This window comes from Kitasatospora sp. NPDC096147 (assembly GCF_044763225.1).
GTDB lineage: Bacteria > Actinomycetota > Actinomycetes > Streptomycetales > Streptomycetaceae > Kitasatospora.
This window is the reverse complement of the sequence record NZ_JBIWFX010000008.1, coordinates 73,050-90,210: the sequence shown is the minus strand read 5'-3', so window position 1 is coordinate 90,210 and position 17,161 is coordinate 73,050. Positions and strand designations below refer to the sequence as shown.

The following is a 17,161-nucleotide window of genomic DNA, read 5'->3' as shown; positions in this document are numbered from 1 at the left end:
GGTCGAAGCCCCCGTGCGCCGTGTGGGTCGGTGCGCGGGGGCTTCGTGGTGTGCCGTGGCTGGTCTTCTGTGGGGTCAGATGCTGAGGACCTGGCCGGGCAGGATGAGGTCGATGTCGTCGCCGATGACGGAGGCGTTGTTGGTGTAGAGGGTCTGGAGGTCGACGCCGTTGGTGGCGGCGATGGCGGCGAGGGTGTCGCCGCTCTTGACGGTGTAGCTGTCACCGGTGTTCTGCTGCGTGGGGGCGGCGGGGGTGGTCTTGGTGACCGGGGTGCGCTCGGTGCTGCGGGTGGCGGCCTGGGTGTCGTTCTTGGGGGTGGCCTTGGTGGTCTGGTCCGCGGACTTGGCGGTCTTGGTGGACTTCGCCGGGGTGCTGGCAGCCGAGGTGTCGGTCTGGGCGGGGGTGCCGCCCTTGGTGAGGCCGGCCTTGACGGAGCAGACGGGCCAGGCGCCGGGGCCCTGGCCCTGGAGGACCTTCTCGGCGACGGCGATCTGCTGGCCCTTGGTGGCCTGGTCGGCGGAGCCGGCGTACTGGGTGCCGCCGTAGGCGGCCCAGGTGCTGGGGGTGAACTGGAGGCCGCCGGAGAAGCCGTTGCCGGTGTTGGTGTTCCAGTTGCCGGTGCTCTCGCACTGGGCGACGGCGTCCCAGGTGGAGGAGGACGCGGCGGAGGCCGAGGTGGCCGTGACGAGGCCTGCTGCCGGGAGGGCGGCCACGGCGCCGCCGATGAGGACCATCCGCAGGCGGTTGCGCTTGGCGGAGGAGGTGGTGGTGGCAGCGGTGGTCTCGTGACGGAAGGTCATACGGATCCTCTCGGAAGCCCCGGACGGACAGCACGGAGTGGGCCCCGCGAGGGGGGTGTTCCGCGATGTCGCACTCGGTGGGCGGCTGTTCGCGTGTCGGTCGCGGTCTGCCGCCCCGGTCACCTTCGCCGTGTGTGCCCGGCCGCCGGGTGGGCGGGGGCTGCGGGGTGGGCCCGGGTGGTGCGCTGTGCACTGGTTTCGAAGCTACGAGTGGTTGGGCGTGGGGGCAAGGATTTGGAGGAGATCGCAGCTCAGGGTGGGGTTACCGAAGGTAGGGTCCGGGTCCGGGGCCCGAGGTGGCGGGCCGGACGGGCGGTGGGGGAGATCGTTGCGGGTGCTGTTGTGACCGGCGCCACTGCCTGGCGGTGGTGCTCGGGGGTGCGGTCTCGACCGAGTGCGAGCGCCCGGCCACGGAGGGTCCGACCCGACCGCACCCGCCCGTGGCCCCCCTCACACCCATCCGCGAGTGTCACGGACCGCAGTCGATGTCGAAGGTGACGGAGCCGGTCCCGTCCCATTCCGGAGCGTCGGTGAGGGTCAGGGTCCCGTCCGCCGCCTGGGCCACGCGCACCACGATCGCGCCGACCTCCTCCCCGGGGAACGCGACGGTGAAGTGCGGGTCCAGCTCCAGGAGGAAGTCCCAGCCTTCCCGTCGGGCCGGGTCGAGGGCAGGGCGGTGCGTGGCGCTCGCCCGCCACGTGCCGGCCGCGTCGACCGTGACGGTGAGGTCGAGGTCGTACCGCTCCACGCACAGCAACGGATTGGCCCACCACTCGAGGCGCCCCCGGCCCACGAACCGGTCCATGGTGATACCGCCGAATCTCGTCGCAGGAGCGGGACGCCTGCACGTTCGCAGAGGTCCGCTCCCGGCCGCAATCGGTTTGCGGTGGCTGCGGTAACCGGTGGCACCGGCCGGTGGTGCTCGTGTTGGATGAAACCCGTGGAACACGTCACCGCCGAGCTGTTCACCGAACCCGGGAACAACGCCGTCGTCCGCCTGCCCCCGCGCCGCTTCCCGGGTGTGCTCGTCCAGGGGGACTCGCTGTCGGTCATCCGGGACGAGGTCGCCGGGATCCTGGCGGCGTGCGAGCAGCGTGACGTCGAGGAGGCCGGTGAACTGGCTGCGTACCTCCTCGCCGATCTCGACGAGCTGCTGGCCGGCTACACCGCAGTCCTGGAGGAGCACGGCATCGTACGACCCTTCTGACCGGGCAGCGCCATCGCGGTGACCGCTGCGCTCGTGGCGATGCGCTTGCAGAGCTTCCTCGTGATCGGTCCTGCTCCGTTTCCGTTACCCGTCAGACGCACCGAGGAGTCGCAGCCGTCCAGGCCATGACCGCCGGCCCCGGTACGCCCGGTGCCATCGAGGCCAGCCCAGGTATCACGGCGGTAACACCCGGCGGCGCCCGGTGTCACGGCGATGTCGCGCGGGGAGTTGGTGACCTCGGACCGCACATGATCAAATGCGTCCGGTCCGTTGCGGCCGAGCTCGGAGGTGGTGCCGAGCGAGCCTGGCGGCGCCGTCGGGGCCGGGCGCCGGGATCACGGGGAGGGCGTGCCGTCCCCTGTCGACGGGCTCCTGCGCACCGCCGTCCCCTCGGGCGATCCGCCCGTTCCCACCCCACTGTCGTCCGTCCGAAAGGTCGTCATGAAGAACACCGTGCGTCGCACCGCTGCCGTCGCCGCAGCCACCCTGGCGCTGAGCCTGGCGAACATCGGTTCCTCGCAGGCTGTCTCCGGCACCCAGGACTTCATCGTCTACGGCGCGACGCCCAAGTGCGCCACGCCGTACGGCAACGGCACGGCCAACGGCACCGTCCTGACGCTCTGGGACTGCACCGGCTCCGGCGTCCAGAAGTTCCAGTTCTCCAGCTCGGGCGAGGTCAAGCACGTCCAGAGCGGCCGGTGCATCACCCCTCGGGGCAACAGCTACTCCAACGGCACGGTCCTGACGCTCTGGGACTGCACCGGTGCCGCCGTCCAGAAGTGGAACGTCGGCAGCCACTACGACCGGGGCAACAACCGGACGACCCCGATGTTCAACTCGGGCCAGTGCATCACGAACGAGGGCAACAGCTTCGCGAACGGCACCCAGATGACCCTGTGGACCTGCAACTCCTCCTGGCCCGCCGTCCAGGACTGGGCCGTCTGGCTGTAGCACCACCGGCCGGTGCCGGTCGGTGCGGACCGTGCCCGCCCCGCAGTCGCGGGGCGGGCACGGTCGCTGATCCTCCGTCAGTTCCCGCCGGTCGTCGCGGGGCGACGGCGGAACACGAAGACGCCGGCGGCCAGGGCGGCGGCCAGCGAGGAGGCGCCCAGGACCAGGGAGCCGGTGGAGCCGCCGCCCAGACCGGCGGCCCGGACGTTGGCCGCGGCCGGGACGGCCGCCTCGTCGCCGCCGTGGCCGTGGTGGCTGACGGTGGACTTCGCCAGACCGGCGGTGAGCTGCTGCTCGCTCGGCGCCTGCGGGGCGGCGGCAGCGGCGGCGGCACCGAAGACCACGTCGGAGCAGGAGTAGAAGGCCTCCGGGCTGTCGTTGCGCTGCCAGACCAGGTAGAGCAGCTGACGGCCGGTCCGGTTCGGCAGGGTGCCGTTGAACTGGTAGTACCCGTTGGTGGCGGTCCGGGTCACCGGGGTCTGCACGACCGGGTTGGCCAGGTCCAGGTCGGACCACTTGAGGGCCTTGGTCGGGTCGTAGCCGGCCTTGGTGATGTAGACCGTGATGGTGCCCGAGTGCGGTGCGGTGACCCGGAAGTTGAAGGCCCGGCTGCCGGCCGTGACGTTGGTGGCCGGCCAGTCGGTGCGGGGCATGTCGAGCGCCTTGTACTTGTCCCGGTTGGCGGAGCAGAGCTTGCCGTCCGGGATGATGCTCTGGTGCTGCCCGTTCGCGTTGGCGATGTTGACTTCGTTCCAGTCGTACAGCGGCTGGGTGCCGCTCATCGCGACCAGGTCCTTGCACACCTGGGACTTGGGGGTCTCGGGACCCTCCGCGTAGCAGGCCGCGACCCGGCTGACCGGGCCGTACAGGGTGCCGTGGGCCGAGGCGGTGCCCGGCAGCAGGGCAGCGGCGAACAGCGCTGCGGCGCCGGTGGCACCGGCTTGCAGCAGACGTCGGTTTGAGGACATGTGGGGGTCTCCTGACCGGACTTCGGGCCGTTCGTGGGGGAGGGCGCGTCGGCCCGCGCCCGTGGACGAGTCCACGGGCGTACGGTGGGGGACGGCCCAGGGGTGGCCCTCCGCAGAGAGTACGATTGGTCTGGACCATGCACAATAGGCTTGCAGCTTAAGGGATCTGACGTACTGTTCTCCGTTCTGGGTCGGAGAGCGATCTCCTGGCGGGGATGCCGGGCCGGTCGGGTACCCCCGCCCCGCAGGGCCGATCGCGGTCGGGTCCGCGCCGAGCCGGCAGCGGCGACCGGACGAAGAATCAGCCGGATGTTCGGAACTCGCCGGGGAGTCGGTCCGACTCCTCCACCGGGCACACTCCGTGCCCCCTGGAGGAGGAGGTGCGGTGTTGCGCTCCGACGGCGAGACGCCACGGCGGTCGGCCCCGGCACGACCGTCCCGGCCCGAGGCACCCGACCGGTGGGGCCTGGTGCTGGTGGCCGGGGGCCTCTCCTTCCTGGCCATGCTGGACATGAGCATCGTGAACCTCGCGCTGGTGGACCTGGCCGGTGATCTCCGGATATCCGACGGAGTCGCCCAGTGGGCCGTGCTCGGCTACCAACTCCCGCTGGTGGCTCTGCTGTTGCCGGCGGGGCGGTGGTTGGACCGGGTCGGCACCCGGCCCGCACTGCGGCTCGCGGTGGCCGGCTTCGCGCTGGCCGCGGTGGTTGCGGCGGCGGCGCCGTCGGCCGTGGTGCTGATCCTGGCCCGGGTGGTGCAGGGTGGCTTCGGAGCGGTGCTGTTCGTGCTGATGCCGGTCCTGGCGATGCGGTCGGTGCGGCCCGGCCTGCGGGGACGGGCGATGAGCGTCCCGGCCACGCTCGGCCCGCTGGGGGCGGTGCTCGGACCGGCGCTCGGTGGGGTGCTGCTGGATCAGCTGGGCTGGCGGGCGATCTTCCTGGTCAAGCTGCCGGTGTGCCTCGCCGCCTGGCTGGTGGCACGTCACCAGCTTCCCCGGGAGGGGCGGTTGGAACGTCCGGGCAGGTCCGAGCTGGCGGATGCCGCCGCCGTCGGCGGCGCGGTCGCGGCCGTGCTGCTCGCCCTGACCCTCGCCACCGACCGGCCCGCCGGACTGCTGGTCGTGGCCCTGGCCGTGCCACCCGCCCTGTACTGGCTGCGGCGGGGTGGACGGCCCGTCAGGACGGTGCTGCGGGAGAACCGGACCGGCGGCCTGAACTGCGCGGTGCTGGCCGTCGCGGCCGGGTTCGCCGCCGTCCACTACCTGGTGGCCCTGCACCTCCAGCGGGAGGGGGCGGCCGGGGCCACCGCCACCGGGCTCACCCTGCTCTGCTTCCCCCTCGCGATGGGCCTGGCCGGCCCGGTCGGCGGCCGACTCGCCGACCGCTTCGGCGCACGGCCCACCGCCACCGCCGGAGCCGCCCTCACCGCCCTCGGCTTCCTCCTGCTCGTGCCGGTCCAGGACGGTTGGACACTGCCGGACCTCGCCTGGAGGCTGGCCCTCGCGGGCGCCGGCACGGGACTGTACGGCGGGCCGTCCCAGGCGATGGCGATGGGCTCCGCCGCCCCCGCCGCGATGGCCACGGCCGCCTCCACCGTCCAACTCGCCCGCAGCCTGGGCTTCGCCCTCGGTCCGGCCGTCGCCACCGCTGTCTGGAGCCTGGCCGGACCGGGGGCGGGACCGCACCCGGACACCGGGCTCCGGGTCGCACTGGCGGTGGCGGCGGGGGGAGCCTGCCTGGCGGTGCCGCTGCTCGCCCGGCACGGGAGCGGCGCCGGCGGCCTGACCCGGTCGCCCGACCCCGACCCCGGCCTCGGCCCTGGCCGCGCGGTGCGGGGCCAGGCGCGGTGACGGCTCTTCGCCGAGGCGGGCTTCCCGGTCGACCTGACGTCCGGGCGCGGCCGTCCGGCGCGGCTCTCGGACGGCGTTCGGCGCGGCCGATGGCGCGGCGGTGGGCTTGCCGCCTGACCGGATGTCGAACCAACTGCCCTCCGGGGAAGTCCGATTCGCGCGCTGCTGGGCTGCCCGACCGGATGGCAGGGTCCGGGACGAGGTGCCGCAGCGGGTAGTTGAGTCAGTCACCGACGGCCTTGCCCGGCTCGGTCGTTCGGCGGTCCGGGTCGGGCGGTCGGCCTGGCCGTCCGGGAGGGCTGTCCGAGGCGGTCGGCCTGGTCGTCCGGGCGGTCGTTCGGTGGCCTCGCCCGGCCCGGTGGTCGTATCGGGTCCTCGATCTGGTTGCCCTGCCGGGTTGTTGGGCGTGGCTGCGTGCCTGCCTGGCCCGGCCGTCCGACAGCCCTGCCATGGTCGGCCGACGAGCCGACGAGCCGACGAGCCGACGAGCTGACGCGCCGGGTCGCCGGCCGATCGAGTGCCCGAGTGCCCGAGTGCCCGAGTGCAGCCGGGCCGCCCCTCCTCCCCTTCCACACCCACCACTCACACCCGGAGTACCCGTATGTGCGGAATCACCGGCTGGTCGTCCTTCCACCAGGACCTCCGCCGACAAGCCCCCGTCATTGAGGCGATGACCGCCACCATGGCGCTGCGCGGCCCCGACGCCGGAGGCGTCTGGCTGACCCGGCACGCCGCCCTCGGCCACCGTCGGCTGTCGGTGATCGACATCGAAGGCGGCGCCCAGCCGATGGCCGACCGCCCCGACCACCCCCAGGTGGTGCTGACCTACAGCGGCGAGGTCTACAACCACCACCACCTCCGTACCGAACTGGCAGGCAGGGGACACCGGTTCACCACCCGGAGCGACACCGAGGTGGTGCTGCGCGCCTACCTGGAATGGGGCGACGGGATGGTCGACCGACTGGAGGGGATGTACGCCTTCGCCGTCTGGGACGAACGGCGGCGGGGGCAGGAGCGCCTGCTGCTGGTCCGTGACCGGCTCGGGGTCAAGCCGCTGTACTGGACGCCGGTCGACGGCGGTCTCGCCTTCGGCTCGGAGCCGAAGGCGCTGTTCGCCCACCCCGAGGTGATCCCGACCGTCGATGCGGACGGCCTGCGCCACGCGTACGGGCTGCTGTTCGACACCGGGCCGACCGTGTGGGCGGGCGTCCGTGAGGTGGCGCCCGGCGGGATGCTGGTGCTCGACCGGGCGGGGGTCCGAGAGCGGTGCTACTGGGAGCTGACGGCGCGTCCGCACACGGACGGCCTGGCGGCCACCCGGGAGCGGGTCGCGGAGCTGGTCGGCGGCGCGGCGCGGGCGCAGACGGAGGCGGACGTCCCGCTCTGCAGCCTGCTCTCCGGGGGACTGGACTCGACCGTGGTCACCGCCCTGGTCGCGGACGAGCTGAGGCTGCGTCAGGGGCCGGACACCAGGCTGCGCTCCTACGCCGTCGACTACAGCGACCAGGCCGAGCGGTTCACCGGAGACGTGCTGCGCACCGGCCACGACACGCCGTTCGCCATCGAGGCCGGGGCCCACATCGGCACCGAGCACTCCACCGTGATCCTCGACCCGCGCGCCCTGCTCGACCCGGAGCACCGCCGCGCCGTGGTGGTCGCCCGGGACTCGCCGATCGGGGTCGGCGACATGGACACCTCGCTCTACCTGCTGTTCGGCGAGATCCGCCGCCACTCCACCGTGGCGCTCTCGGGGGAGGCGGCGGACGAGGTGTTCGGCGGCTACCCGTGGTTCCACCGGCCCGAGGCGCTGGCCGCACCGACCTTCCCCTGGCTGCTGGTCACCGGGGACGAGGCCGCCATGCCGATCCATCCGGACCTGGCCGCCGCGCTGCGGATCGGCGAGTTCCACGAGGACACCTACCGCACCGCCCTGGCGGCCGTGCCGCACCTGCCGGACGAGACCCCGGCCGAGCACCGGCTGCGCGAGGTGCAGCACTTCTCCCTCACCCGCTGGCTCCGTCAACTGCTGCATCGCAAGGACCGGTTGAGCATGGCCCAGGGCCTGGAGGTGCGAGTGCCGTACTGCGACCACCGCCTCGTCGAGTACGCCTTCAACACCCCCTGGGTGATGAAGAGCCACGACGGCCGGGAGAAGAGCCTGCTGCGCGACGCGGGGCACGGCCTCGCGCCGGACTCGGTGCTGTGGCGGCCGAAGAACCACTACCCGGCCACCCACCACGCCGCCTACAACGCCGGGCTCCAGGCGCTGGCCCGCGCGGCGCTGGACGCCCCGTACGTGCGGGACATCGCCGACGAAGCGGTCGTCAAGGCGACCCTCGACACCCCTGCCGACCAGCTCCAGTGGGGCCACCGCCTGCGCCTGGAGCGGGTGGTCGACCTGGCCCTCTGGCTCGACCACCACCGTCCCGTCCTTGCCGTCTGAGCCCGCCGGATCGTCCGGGGAAGCAGACCGAACCCACCGTGGAGGAAGAGCAGATGACCACACAGGACCGCGCCGGAGGCCGTTGCCCCGTCACCGGCACCGCCGCCGCCGGTGAACCGATACCGCTGCACGGCGCCGCCTACAAGACCGACCCCTACGACCTCTACCGCCGGATGCGCGAGGCCGGGCCGGTCCACCGGGTGCGCTTCCCGTCCGGGATCGCGGCCTGGCTGGTCACCGGCTACCAGGCCGCCCATGCCGCGCTCAACGACCCCCGCCTTGGCAAGAACCACCGCCTGGGCAACGACGACTGGCGGGCGCTCGCCTCGATCATGCCCGAGCCCCAGCACTCCCAGCTCCAGGTGCACCTGCTGCACCAGGACCCGCCGGAGCACACCCGGATGCGCCGCCTGGTACTGGACGCCTTCGCGCCGCGCCGGGTGGAGACCCTGAGGCCGCGCTTCCAGCAGATCGCCGACGCCCTGGTGGACGCCCTGCCCGCGACGCCCGCCGACGGCGGCACCGACCTGGTGGCCGGCTTCGCCGCGCACTACCCGTTCCGGGTGCTGGCCGAAGTGATCGGTCTCCCCGCCGAGTTGGCGGACCGCTTCGACCGGGACTGGGGCAAGGTGGTCCAGCCGGTCGGGCCGCAGGACCCGGGGCGTGCCGCCTACGAGGCGCGGCTCGCCGGTCTCCAGGGGTACATCGCCGAGGTGGTGGCCGACCGGCGTACGCGTCCCGATGCGGGCCTGCTCTCCCGGCTGGTCGCCGCCCGGGACGCTGGGGAGCTCACCCCGGAGGAGTTGGACTCGATGGTGTTCCAGCTCCTGGTGGCCGGGCAGGAGCCCGTCACCAACCAGATCACCACCATGGTGGTCACGCTGCTCCGTCATCCGCACGAGCTGGCGCGGCTGCGGAGCGACCCGGCCCTGCTGCCCCGGGCGGTCGAGGAACTGCTGCGCCACGACAGCGCGTTCGAGCTCACCACCTGGCGGTTCTTCGCCGAGGACAGCGAGCTCCACGGCACCCGCATCCCGGCCGGCGACTCGGTGATCGTCTCGCTCTGCGCGGCCAACCGGGACGGCGCGCAGTTCGCCGACCCGGACGTGCTCGATCTGGAGCGCAGCCCCAACCCCCACCTGGCCTTCGGCCACGGTGTGCACTTCTGCCCCGGCGCCGCCCTGGCCCGGGCCGAACTCCAGGTCGCCCTCGGGACCCTGCTCGCCCGCCTGCCCGGCCTCCGCCCGGCCCGGCCGCTGGGAGAACTGACCTGGATCCCGGCCGTGCTAGCCCGGGGCGTGAACCTGCTCCCGGTCAGCTACGACGAGCGGCGCTGACCGCAACCACCACCCGGTCCCACCCGGTCCCACCCGGTTCCACCCGGTCCACCCCCGTCCGGCCCACGCCGCCCGGGTGGCCCGCCGTGCCCGCACGCCATCGGAGAAGGAGAAGCATGCCCACGACCGTCAGCACGACGGCCGACACCACCGGGCGGATCAGCACCGCCGTCCTGGAGTTGCTGCTGCCGCACCGACGATCCACCGACCGCACCGCGAACCCCGGTATCTTTCCCGAACAGCTGCGTCAGATCGCGGAGTTCGTGACGGTCGGGGAGCCCATCGTCTTCACCCTGCCCGGCTTCCCCTGCAAGTCTCCCAGCCCCGCCAAGGTGCTCGGCCACCTCCCCGACGAGGGCGAACGGCTCTCGCTGACCTTCCTGGACGGGCTCTGCCGAGCGGTCGGCGAGGTGTACGAGCCGGGCGCCCGGATGGAGATCTGCTCGGACGGTCACATCTTCGGCGATCTGATCCGGGTGCCGGACGCGCACATCGACGCCTACGCCGACGAGTTGGCGGCGATGATCCGGCGGGAGCGGCTGACCCGGCTGTCCGTCTTCGACCTCCGGGACGTGCTCGGTGACCTCCCGTACGACGAGAAGCGCGCCAGGGTGCACGCGCGGTACGCGCCCGCCGTCGAGGAGTTGCGCGCCGAGGCCCGGAGCGACGAGCACCTCCGCGCGCTCTACTGCGGGATCACCCGCTTCCTCACCGAGGACACCGTCGACTTCACCGGCACCAGATCCGCCCTGCAACGGGAGTGCCGAAGGCGCGCCTACGGGGTCATCCAGCGCAGCCGGGCCTGGGGCGACCTGATCGCGGAGCACCACCCGCGCACCGTCCGCCTGTCGATCCACCCGCAGCCGCACGGCGCCGCCAAGTTCGGCATCCGCCTGCTGGACGCGCCGGACGCCTGGACCACGCCCTGGCACTCCGTGGTGCTGCACCGGGCGGACGGCCGAAGGGAGTTGATGCACCGGCAGGAGGCGGCGCGGCTGGGAAGGCTGGTGACCCGGGACGGCCGGCCGAGTCACTACCGGGAGCACTGACCCGGACAGGTGGGCTCCGGATCGGTCGGTCCCGGACCGGCTGGCCTCGGCTCGGCTGACCCGGCCCGGAGCCGGCCGAGCCCGGGCCGGGTCAGCCGTGATCGTGGGCGAGCCCGGCCCGCACGGCCAGCACGGCGAGGCGGATGCGGTTGTCCCGGCCGGTCTTGCCCATCAGGTTGGCGACGTGGGTCTTCACCGTGGTGATCCCCAGGTACAGGCGTTCGGCGATCTCCTGGTTGGAGAGGCCGGCGCTGACCAGACCGAGCACCTCCCGTTCGCGCGGGGTGAGGGCGGCCAGGTCGGCGTCGGTCGCCGCCGGCCCCGGAGCGGTGGCGGTGCCGACGGCCCGGGTGACGATGCGGTCCAAGGCGGTGCGGCTGAAGACGGCGCGGCCCTCGGCCGCCCGGCGGACGCCGTCGAGCAGTTCGGGCGGCGGGGTGTCCTTCACCAGGAAGCCGCAGGCACCCGCCTCCAGGGCGGGGTAGAGGTGCTCGTCGTCGTCGAAGGTGGTGAGGGCGACCACCCGTGCTCCGGGGCGGGCGGCGACGATCCGGCGGGTGGCCGTGATGCCGTCGGTGCCGGGCATCCGCAGGTCCATCAGGATCACGTCGGGTGCCAGGAGTCCGGCCAGCCGGACGCCCTCGGCGCCGTTCTCCGCCTCGCCCAGCACCTCGATGTCGGGGGCCTCCCCGAACAGCATGCGCAGTCCCATCCGCACCAGCTGCTGATCGTCGACGACGAGGACACCGATCATGCGCAGGGCTCCGAGACGTGGGAGAGGGGCGGGAGTTCGGCGCTGAGCAGCCAGCCCCTGCCGGGGGCGGGCCCGGCATCCAGCCGGCCGGCGAGCAGCTCCACCCGCTCGTGCATGCCGATCAGCCCGTGCCCGGCCGGGCCCGGGAAGACCGCCCCCGGGGCCGCCGTACCCGGGGTGGCCCCGGGGGCGGTCGGGGTGGGCTGCCGGTCGGCCGGCCGTCGAGGGGGTGGCGCGGAACCACCGGCGCCGTCGTCGTGGATGGCCAGGTGGACGGTGTCGTCGCCGCCCAGCGTGACGGTGACCTCTGCGCGGGCGCCGGGCCCGGCATGCTTGGCCGCGTTCGCCAGCCCTTCCTGGACCAGGCGCAGCACGGCGAGCCCCCGTACCGGGTCCAGCCGTGCGAGCGCCGGGTCCACCTCGGCGCCGACGTCCAGCCCGGTGCCCCTGCTGCGCTCCACCACCGCCTCCAGTGCGGCGGGCAGTGCGCCCGGGGTGAGCAGGGCGGGGTCGGAGCCGGTGCCGTCCCGGTCGCGCAGCACCGCGACCAGCCGGCGCAGGTCGGCCAGGGCGGTGCTGCCGCTGGCGTGCAGGTCGTCGAGGACCTCGGCGATCCGGGGGTCGCCGCCGTGGCCGGCCGAGGCGGCGGGGATGACGTGACGGGCCACCCCGACCCGGAGCACCATGGAGGAGACGTGATGGGCCACCAGATCGTGCAACTCCCGCGCGATGGCCGTGCGTTCGGCCGCCCGCGCTGCCGAACGGGCAGCCGACAGCCGCTGCTCCGCGCGGCGCTGTCGGTCCCGCGCGTGCTCATGGGTCATCCGGAGGTATCCGCCGGCCAGCAGCGGCAGACCGGCCACGACGCCCATCTTGTAGAGCACCGAGGGCAGTTCGCCGGGCAGGTCGGGCAGCCGGTTCGCCAGCACCGCACCGGCCAGCACGGCGGCGCCGATCAGCGGAGCGCGACCGGCATGCCGCACCGCCAACTCGAAGACGGTCAGGGCGGCGAGCACCTTCAGGGTCGGCACGACGCCCGCACCGGTGCCGTGCGCCACCACCAGCAGGACCGACTGCGTGATCACCGCCGCCAGTGGCCCCAGCGCTCCCCGCGCTGATGACGGGCGGTGCCCGGCCGGCAGGCAGAGGGCGAGCCCGGCGGCGGCGAACGCCCAGTCCCGGAGACCGGCCGGCCGCTCGACCAGCACCAGGTCACCGGCGAGCAGCGCGACGATCGCCAGGACGCGCGCGGTGCCGAAGTGCCGGCCGATCTGGTCGAGTCGCTGTCGGTTCACGGAGGCCACCCTAGGCCGGAGTTCGCACCCCTCGGCTCCTGCCCCGGGAGGAGCGGCGGCTCCTCCCGGAGGCCGGTGGGTGCGGCTGCGGGCAGGAGGCGGACGGCCCGGTGCCGCTGCGAGCGTGGTGGCCATGGAGAAGAACAGGACGAGGCAGGACAGCGAGGAGCGCACCGCGCCGGGCCGGCGGGCGGTGCTCGGCGGGGCTGCGGCGCTGGGGGCGGCCGTGCTCGGGGCGGGTGCACCCGGTGCGGCGGCGCGTGAGCGGGAGCGCCCGCAGGGGCGGCGGTTCGAGGGCCGGTCGGTGGTGATCACGGGTGCCACCTCGGGCATCGGCCGGGCGGCGGCGGTCGCCTTCGCCGCCGAGGGCGCTCACGTCGGATTCTGCGGTCGCCGGGCCGAGTTGGGCCGCCAGGTGGAGCGGGAAATCCGGGCGGCGGGCGGTGAGGCGACGTACGTCCAGGCCGACGTCCGGGTGGCCGACCAGGTGCGGAGCTTCGTGGACCGGATCGCGGCCCGGTACGGCGGGCTCGACATCGCCTTCAACAACGCGGGTGTGGGCAACGGCAAGCTGCCGCACGAGCTGACGGTCGAGGAGTGGGACGACGTGCAGCTGACCAACGCCCGGGGCGTGTTCCTGGCCGTCAAGTACCAGGTGCCGCACATGCTCGCGGCCGGACGGGGCGTGATCCTCTGCACCGCCTCCTCGGCGGCCGAGCAGGCCCGGCCGAACGGGGCGGCGTACAGCGCGAGCAAGCGGGCGGTGCAGGGTGTGGTGAAGGCCGCCGCACTGGCCTACGGCACCAAGGGCATCCGGGTGAACGCCGTGCTACCGGGCACCACCGACACCGCCTTCGTCCGGCCGCCTGGCATCCCGGACGCGGACTGGGCGGCGTACCGGCAGGCCTGGGGCCCGCTGAACGTGGACGGCCTGGAGCGGATGGCCGATCCGGCGGAGATCGCGCGTGCCGTGCTCGGGCTGGCCTCGGACGACTTCCCGTACATGACCGGGGCGTCGGTCGCGGTGGACGGCGGGAGCACCGCCGGCCGTCGGATGGTCCAGCCGAGCCGGGGGCAGTAGCCCGGACTCCGGCGCGGAGACGGCGCCGTGACGGTGGGTCGGCACCCACCGCCACGGCACCGCCTACCGCCACGGGCACGCCCGGGCACGACACCGCCGGGGCACGGTCGGCTCAGCCGGCTGCGCCCCGGTGGTCGAAGGCGATCAGCGGATCGCCCGTCAGCGGGTGCTCCAGCACGGCGGCCCGGACGCCGAAGACCTCCGCCAGCAGCTCGCTGGTGAGCACCTCCCGGGGCGGGCCGGAGGCCACCACCGCCCCCTGGTGCAGCACGTGCAGCCGGTCGCAGAGCGAGGCGGCGGCGTTCAGGTCGTGCAGCGAGATCAGGGTGGTGCGGCGCTCGGCCCGGAGCAGCGCGAGCAGCTCGACCTGGTGCCGGACGTCCAGGTGATTCGTCGGCTCGTCCAGCACCAGCACCTCCGGCTGTTGGGCGAAAGCCCTTGCCAGCAGGGCCCGTTGGCGCTCCCCGCCGGACAGGTCGGTGAACCGGCGCCCGGCCTGCGGGAGCAGACCGACCCGGGCCAGTGCGTCGGCCACCGCCGCGCGGTCGAGGTCGTCGTCCCGGGCGAAGGCGCGCTTGTAGGGGGTGCGGCCCATCGCGACCACCTCGTGCACGGTGAACTCGAAGTCCGAGCCCCGCTCCTGCGGCAGCGCGGCCACCTGCCGGGCCGCTTCGGCCGGGGCCAGCGTCCGGACGTCCCGGCCCGCCAGCAGCACCCGCCCGGCCCGGGGGCCGAGGTGCCGGTAGACGGTGCGCAGCAGGGTGGACTTGCCGCTGCCGTTCGGGCCGACCAGGCCCGCGATCTCGCCCTCGGCGGCGATCAGTCCGACACCCGACAGGACGTCACGGCCGCCGAGCGCGACGGTGACCTCCTCGATGGTGACCTTCATCCGCGCTCCAGACGCCGGTCCAGCAGGTACAGCAGGACGGGTGCGCCGACCACGGCCGTGACCACGCCGATCGGCAGCTCCTGGGTGTCCAGGGCGGTCCGGGCGACGGTGTCGACGACCACCAGCAGGACCGCCCCGGTGAGGGCGGAGAGCGGCAGCAGCCGACGGTGGTCGCCGCCCACCACCAGCCGGCAGACGTGCGGCACCAGCAGGCCGACGAAGCCGATGGCGCCCGAGACCGCCACCAGCACCCCCGTCAGCAGGCTGGTGACGGCGAACAGTTCGCGGCGCAGCCGGGCCGTGTCGACGCCGAGTCCGGCTGCCGTCTCGTCGCCCATCAGCAGGGCGTTCAGCTGCCGGGCCCGGCCCTGGAGCGCGAGCCCGCCGAGGGCCACGGCTGCTGCGGGAAGGGCGAGTTGGTCCCAGGTGGCGGCGCCGAGGCTGCCCATCAGCCAGAACAGCACGCCCCTGGTCCGCTGCTCGTCACCGGCCTGGAGCACCAGGAAGCTGGTGAAGCCGGAGAGGAACTGACCGATCGCCACTCCCGCCAGCACCAGCCGCATCGGGGCGAAGCCGCCACCGCGCCTGGCCGTCGCCCAGACCAGGGCGAAGGAGCCGAGCGCCCCGGCGAAGGCGGCGGCCGAGACGCCGGGGCCGGAGGCGAGCGCGGTGCCCGCGCCGAGCACGATGACGGCGACCGCGCCGAGCGAGGCGCCGGAGGAGACCCCGAGCAGGTAGGGATCGGCCAGCGGATTGCGGACCAGGGCCTGCACGGCGGTACCCACCAGCCCGAGTCCCGCCCCCACGATCGCGGCCAACAGGGCTCGTGGGGCGCGGAGTTGCCAGACGATCAGGTCACGGGTGCCGGTCTCCGGCGCCGCGCCGGTGAGCCGGTGGCCGACCACCGTCCAGACCTCGCGGACGGGTACGTCCACCGCCCCGAGCGAGACGGCCAGGGTCAGGGCCGCCGGCAGGGCGAGCAGCAGGACGACGGCGACCAGCTCGGTCCGGGCGGCGGTCGGGGCGGTCGGTGGCCGGGCTGGTGATCCGGCCGCCGAGCCGACCGGTGGGTCGGTGGTCACGGGGCTGCGGGTCATCTAGCGGGCGTCCTTGACCAGGTCCGGGTGGACGGCGGCGGCGATCTGCCGGACGGTGTCGGCGTTGCGGGTGCCGGCGATGGTGGTCAGCTCGGAGCCCACCCGGACGAAGTGCCCGCCCCGGACCGCCTTGAGGTCCCTGGTCGCCGGGAACTCCCGGAGGAACTTCTCCGCCTCCTCGTACGCCGCGCGGGTCTCGGCCTCGCTGCCCCGGTTGCGCACCCCGAGCTGGATCCAGTCCGGGTCCCGGGCCACCACCTCCTCCCAGGAGACCGGCCTGAAGTCGGCGTCCACGTCGGCGAACACGTTGCGCGCACCGGCCAGGGTGATCACGCCGTTGGCCACCTGCCGGTTGCCCACCGCCATCGGCTGCTTGGTGCCCGCGTCGAAGTCGAAGAAGAAGTAGCCCGGCCGCCGGTCGGCCGCCAGGCCGCTCAGCGCCGTCCGCACCGCGCCGGTCTTCTGCTCCATCTCCGCCACCAGCGCCTCCGCCCTGGCCGCCGTGCCGGTGACCCGGCCGAGGCTGCGGATGTCACTCTGGACGCCGACCAGGTCCTGCACCGGCCCGGTCGCCGTCGCCGCGCACGCGGTCGAGCGCAGGAAGGCCCGCTTGATCCCGGCAGCCCGGTACTCCTGGTCGCTCGGGGTCACCCCCATGCCGCCCATCTCGCCGAAGGTGTCCACGTAGAGGTCGGCACCGGAGCCGAGCAGCTTCTCCTTGGGGATCACCATGGCCCCGAGGACCGGGACCTTGGCGCCGGCCTCGGCGATCTCGGGGGGCAGGGTGCCCTTGCCGGGCGGGAAGCCGGTGCCTATCACCCGGTCGCCCGCCCCGAGTCGGAGCAGCATCTCCAGGCTGGACGCGTTGCTCGCGACGATCCGCTGCGGTGCGGCGTCGAAGACCGTCTCCCGGCCCGCGCAGTCCGCCACGGTGACCGGGAACGCCGCAGGGTCCGAACTCGCCTTCGTGTCGGTGGACTTGGCAGCCCCGTCGGCGCCGCCGGAGCAGCCGGTGACGAGCAGGGCGGTGGCGACCGCCAGGCCGAACAGCGGACGAGGACGCATGGACTCTCCCAGAGGCTACGGATGCGGGGCCGGTCGGACCGGACCCCGGGCACCGGTAGTCGGACCGGCGGGCGGGAAAGTTCCGGCCGGTGCGGTGCTTTCGGTGGGGGCGTTCGGTGCGGGAGTTCCGGTACGGAGCGTCCGCTGCGGGGATTTCGCCCGGCCCCGGGCTCTGGTACTACTGACGCACCCTCACTGCGGCCGGGGCGGGGCGTCCTCCCGGTGCCATGCCGGTGTGACCGATTCGTGTGGCTCGGGCGATTTGGGAGGGGGTGAGCAGTGCTGTGACGGACGCCACGGAAGCCCTCGCGCTGCTCCCCGCGATCCCTCGGCGCACCCCAACTGCCGCTCTGCTCCGTACACCTGGCGAACCCT

The 17,161-nt window shown here is 73.8% G+C and carries 15 protein-coding genes; 7 read left to right on the top strand and 8 right to left on the bottom strand.

The window, feature by feature from the left end; all coding sequences use genetic code 11:
• Positions 1 to 75: 75 nt before the first annotated feature.
• The gene (locus ACIRBX_RS24265; protein ID WP_402299377.1) at positions 76 to 801 is read right to left on the bottom strand and encodes a transglycosylase family protein; all 726 of its coding nucleotides are present in this window, start codon (positions 799 to 801) and stop codon (positions 76 to 78) included.
• Between the two features lie 469 nt (positions 802 to 1,270).
• Positions 1,271 to 1,606 carry a hypothetical protein gene (locus tag ACIRBX_RS24260; protein ID WP_402299375.1) on the bottom strand — a complete coding sequence of 112 codons (336 nt, stop codon included), beginning with the start codon at positions 1,604 to 1,606 and terminating at the stop codon, positions 1,271 to 1,273.
• A 126-nt stretch (positions 1,607 to 1,732) separates the two neighbouring features.
• Here ACIRBX_RS24260 and ACIRBX_RS24255 point away from each other — a divergent pair, with 126 nt between their 5' ends.
• Both ACIRBX_RS24255 and ACIRBX_RS24250 read left to right on the top strand, forming a co-directional pair.
• Positions 1,733 to 2,008, top strand: coding sequence for a DUF6959 family protein (locus ACIRBX_RS24255; protein ID WP_402299374.1), 276 nt, complete (start codon positions 1,733 to 1,735; stop codon positions 2,006 to 2,008).
• Between the two features lie 441 nt (positions 2,009 to 2,449).
• The gene (locus ACIRBX_RS24250) at positions 2,450 to 2,959 is read left to right on the top strand and encodes a ricin-type beta-trefoil lectin domain protein (RefSeq protein ID WP_402299373.1); all 510 of its coding nucleotides are present in this window, start codon (positions 2,450 to 2,452) and stop codon (positions 2,957 to 2,959) included.
• 77 nt (positions 2,960 to 3,036) lie between these two features.
• On the opposite strand, the gene ACIRBX_RS24245 is transcribed toward ACIRBX_RS24250, so the two are convergent.
• Positions 3,037 to 3,927, bottom strand: a complete 891-nt coding sequence (locus tag ACIRBX_RS24245; RefSeq protein WP_402299372.1) for a lytic polysaccharide monooxygenase — start codon at positions 3,925 to 3,927, stop codon at positions 3,037 to 3,039.
• Positions 3,928 to 4,312: 385 nt separating this feature from the next.
• Between ACIRBX_RS24245 and ACIRBX_RS24240 the strand changes: the two genes are divergently transcribed.
• The 4 genes from ACIRBX_RS24240 (at position 4,313) to ACIRBX_RS24225 (ending at position 10,605) form a co-directional block, all read left to right on the top strand.
• Positions 4,313 to 5,776 (top strand): MFS transporter, encoded by a 1,464-nt coding sequence (locus ACIRBX_RS24240; protein WP_402299371.1) that lies wholly within the window; start codon positions 4,313 to 4,315, stop codon positions 5,774 to 5,776.
• A 601-nt stretch (positions 5,777 to 6,377) separates the two neighbouring features.
• Positions 6,378 to 8,219, top strand: coding sequence for an asparagine synthase (glutamine-hydrolyzing) (asnB, locus tag ACIRBX_RS24235; protein ID WP_402299370.1), 1,842 nt, complete (start codon positions 6,378 to 6,380; stop codon positions 8,217 to 8,219).
• A 53-nt stretch (positions 8,220 to 8,272) separates the two neighbouring features.
• Entirely contained in the window at positions 8,273 to 9,556 is a 1,284-nt protein-coding gene (locus tag ACIRBX_RS24230; RefSeq protein ID WP_402299369.1) for a cytochrome P450, read from the top strand.
• Between the two features lie 116 nt (positions 9,557 to 9,672).
• Complete coding sequence (locus ACIRBX_RS24225; protein ID WP_402299368.1) at positions 9,673 to 10,605, top strand: L-tyrosine/L-tryptophan isonitrile synthase family protein; 933 nt, start codon at positions 9,673 to 9,675, stop codon at positions 10,603 to 10,605.
• A gap of 91 nt (positions 10,606 to 10,696) precedes the next feature.
• Here the strand turns inward: ACIRBX_RS24225 and ACIRBX_RS24220 are convergent, their stop codons facing one another.
• Positions 10,697 to 11,359 (bottom strand): response regulator, encoded by a 663-nt coding sequence (locus ACIRBX_RS24220; RefSeq protein ID WP_402299367.1) that lies wholly within the window; start codon positions 11,357 to 11,359, stop codon positions 10,697 to 10,699.
• On the bottom strand, positions 11,356 to 12,654 hold the full coding sequence (locus ACIRBX_RS24215; RefSeq protein ID WP_402299365.1) for a sensor histidine kinase: 1,299 nt from the start codon (positions 12,652 to 12,654) through the stop codon (positions 11,356 to 11,358). Before ACIRBX_RS24215 ends, ACIRBX_RS24220 begins: the two co-directional genes overlap by 4 nt.
• Positions 12,655 to 12,787: 133 nt before the next feature.
• Here ACIRBX_RS24215 and ACIRBX_RS24210 point away from each other — a divergent pair, with 133 nt between their 5' ends.
• Entirely contained in the window at positions 12,788 to 13,735 is a 948-nt protein-coding gene (locus tag ACIRBX_RS24210) for an SDR family NAD(P)-dependent oxidoreductase (protein ID WP_402299363.1), read from the top strand.
• Between the two features lie 112 nt (positions 13,736 to 13,847).
• Here the strand turns inward: ACIRBX_RS24210 and ACIRBX_RS24205 are convergent, their stop codons facing one another.
• Genes ACIRBX_RS24205 through ACIRBX_RS24195 form a run of 3 tightly spaced genes read right to left on the bottom strand, consistent with a single transcriptional unit; the run spans position 13,848 to position 16,786 of the window.
• The gene (locus tag ACIRBX_RS24205; protein ID WP_402299362.1) at positions 13,848 to 14,624 is read right to left on the bottom strand and encodes an ABC transporter ATP-binding protein; all 777 of its coding nucleotides are present in this window, start codon (positions 14,622 to 14,624) and stop codon (positions 13,848 to 13,850) included.
• Positions 14,621 to 15,721, bottom strand: coding sequence for a FecCD family ABC transporter permease (locus tag ACIRBX_RS24200; protein ID WP_402299360.1), 1,101 nt, complete (start codon positions 15,719 to 15,721; stop codon positions 14,621 to 14,623). The genes ACIRBX_RS24205 and ACIRBX_RS24200 overlap by 4 nt, the downstream gene beginning before the upstream one ends.
• Entirely contained in the window at positions 15,722 to 16,786 is a 1,065-nt protein-coding gene (locus tag ACIRBX_RS24195) for an ABC transporter substrate-binding protein (RefSeq protein ID WP_402299358.1), read from the bottom strand. It abuts the gene before it with no gap.
• Between the last annotated feature and the right edge of the window lie 375 nt (positions 16,787 to 17,161).

Excerpts from the sequence above, each read along its gene's own strand:
- ACIRBX_RS24265 (WP_402299377.1), bottom strand. The coding sequence starts at position 801 with ATGACCTTCCGTCACGAGACCACCGCTGCCACCACCACCTCCTCCGCC.
- ACIRBX_RS24260 (WP_402299375.1), bottom strand. The coding sequence starts at position 1,606 with ATGGACCGGTTCGTGGGCCGGGGGCGCCTCGAGTGGTGGGCCAATCCG.
- ACIRBX_RS24255 (WP_402299374.1), top strand. The coding sequence starts at position 1,733 with ATGAAACCCGTGGAACACGTCACCGCCGAGCTGTTCACCGAACCCGGG.
- ACIRBX_RS24250 (WP_402299373.1), top strand. The coding sequence starts at position 2,450 with ATGAAGAACACCGTGCGTCGCACCGCTGCCGTCGCCGCAGCCACCCTG.
- ACIRBX_RS24245 (WP_402299372.1), bottom strand. The coding sequence starts at position 3,927 with ATGTCCTCAAACCGACGTCTGCTGCAAGCCGGTGCCACCGGCGCCGCA.
- asnB (WP_402299370.1), top strand. The coding sequence starts at position 6,378 with ATGTGCGGAATCACCGGCTGGTCGTCCTTCCACCAGGACCTCCGCCGA.
- ACIRBX_RS24230 (WP_402299369.1), top strand. The coding sequence starts at position 8,273 with ATGACCACACAGGACCGCGCCGGAGGCCGTTGCCCCGTCACCGGCACC.
- ACIRBX_RS24225 (WP_402299368.1), top strand. The coding sequence starts at position 9,673 with ATGCCCACGACCGTCAGCACGACGGCCGACACCACCGGGCGGATCAGC.
- ACIRBX_RS24220 (WP_402299367.1), bottom strand. The coding sequence starts at position 11,359 with ATGATCGGTGTCCTCGTCGTCGACGATCAGCAGCTGGTGCGGATGGGA.
- ACIRBX_RS24210 (WP_402299363.1), top strand. The coding sequence starts at position 12,788 with ATGGAGAAGAACAGGACGAGGCAGGACAGCGAGGAGCGCACCGCGCCG.
- ACIRBX_RS24205 (WP_402299362.1), bottom strand. The coding sequence starts at position 14,624 with ATGAAGGTCACCATCGAGGAGGTCACCGTCGCGCTCGGCGGCCGTGAC.
- ACIRBX_RS24200 (WP_402299360.1), bottom strand. The coding sequence starts at position 15,721 with ATGACCCGCAGCCCCGTGACCACCGACCCACCGGTCGGCTCGGCGGCC.
- ACIRBX_RS24195 (WP_402299358.1), bottom strand. The coding sequence starts at position 16,786 with ATGCGTCCTCGTCCGCTGTTCGGCCTGGCGGTCGCCACCGCCCTGCTC.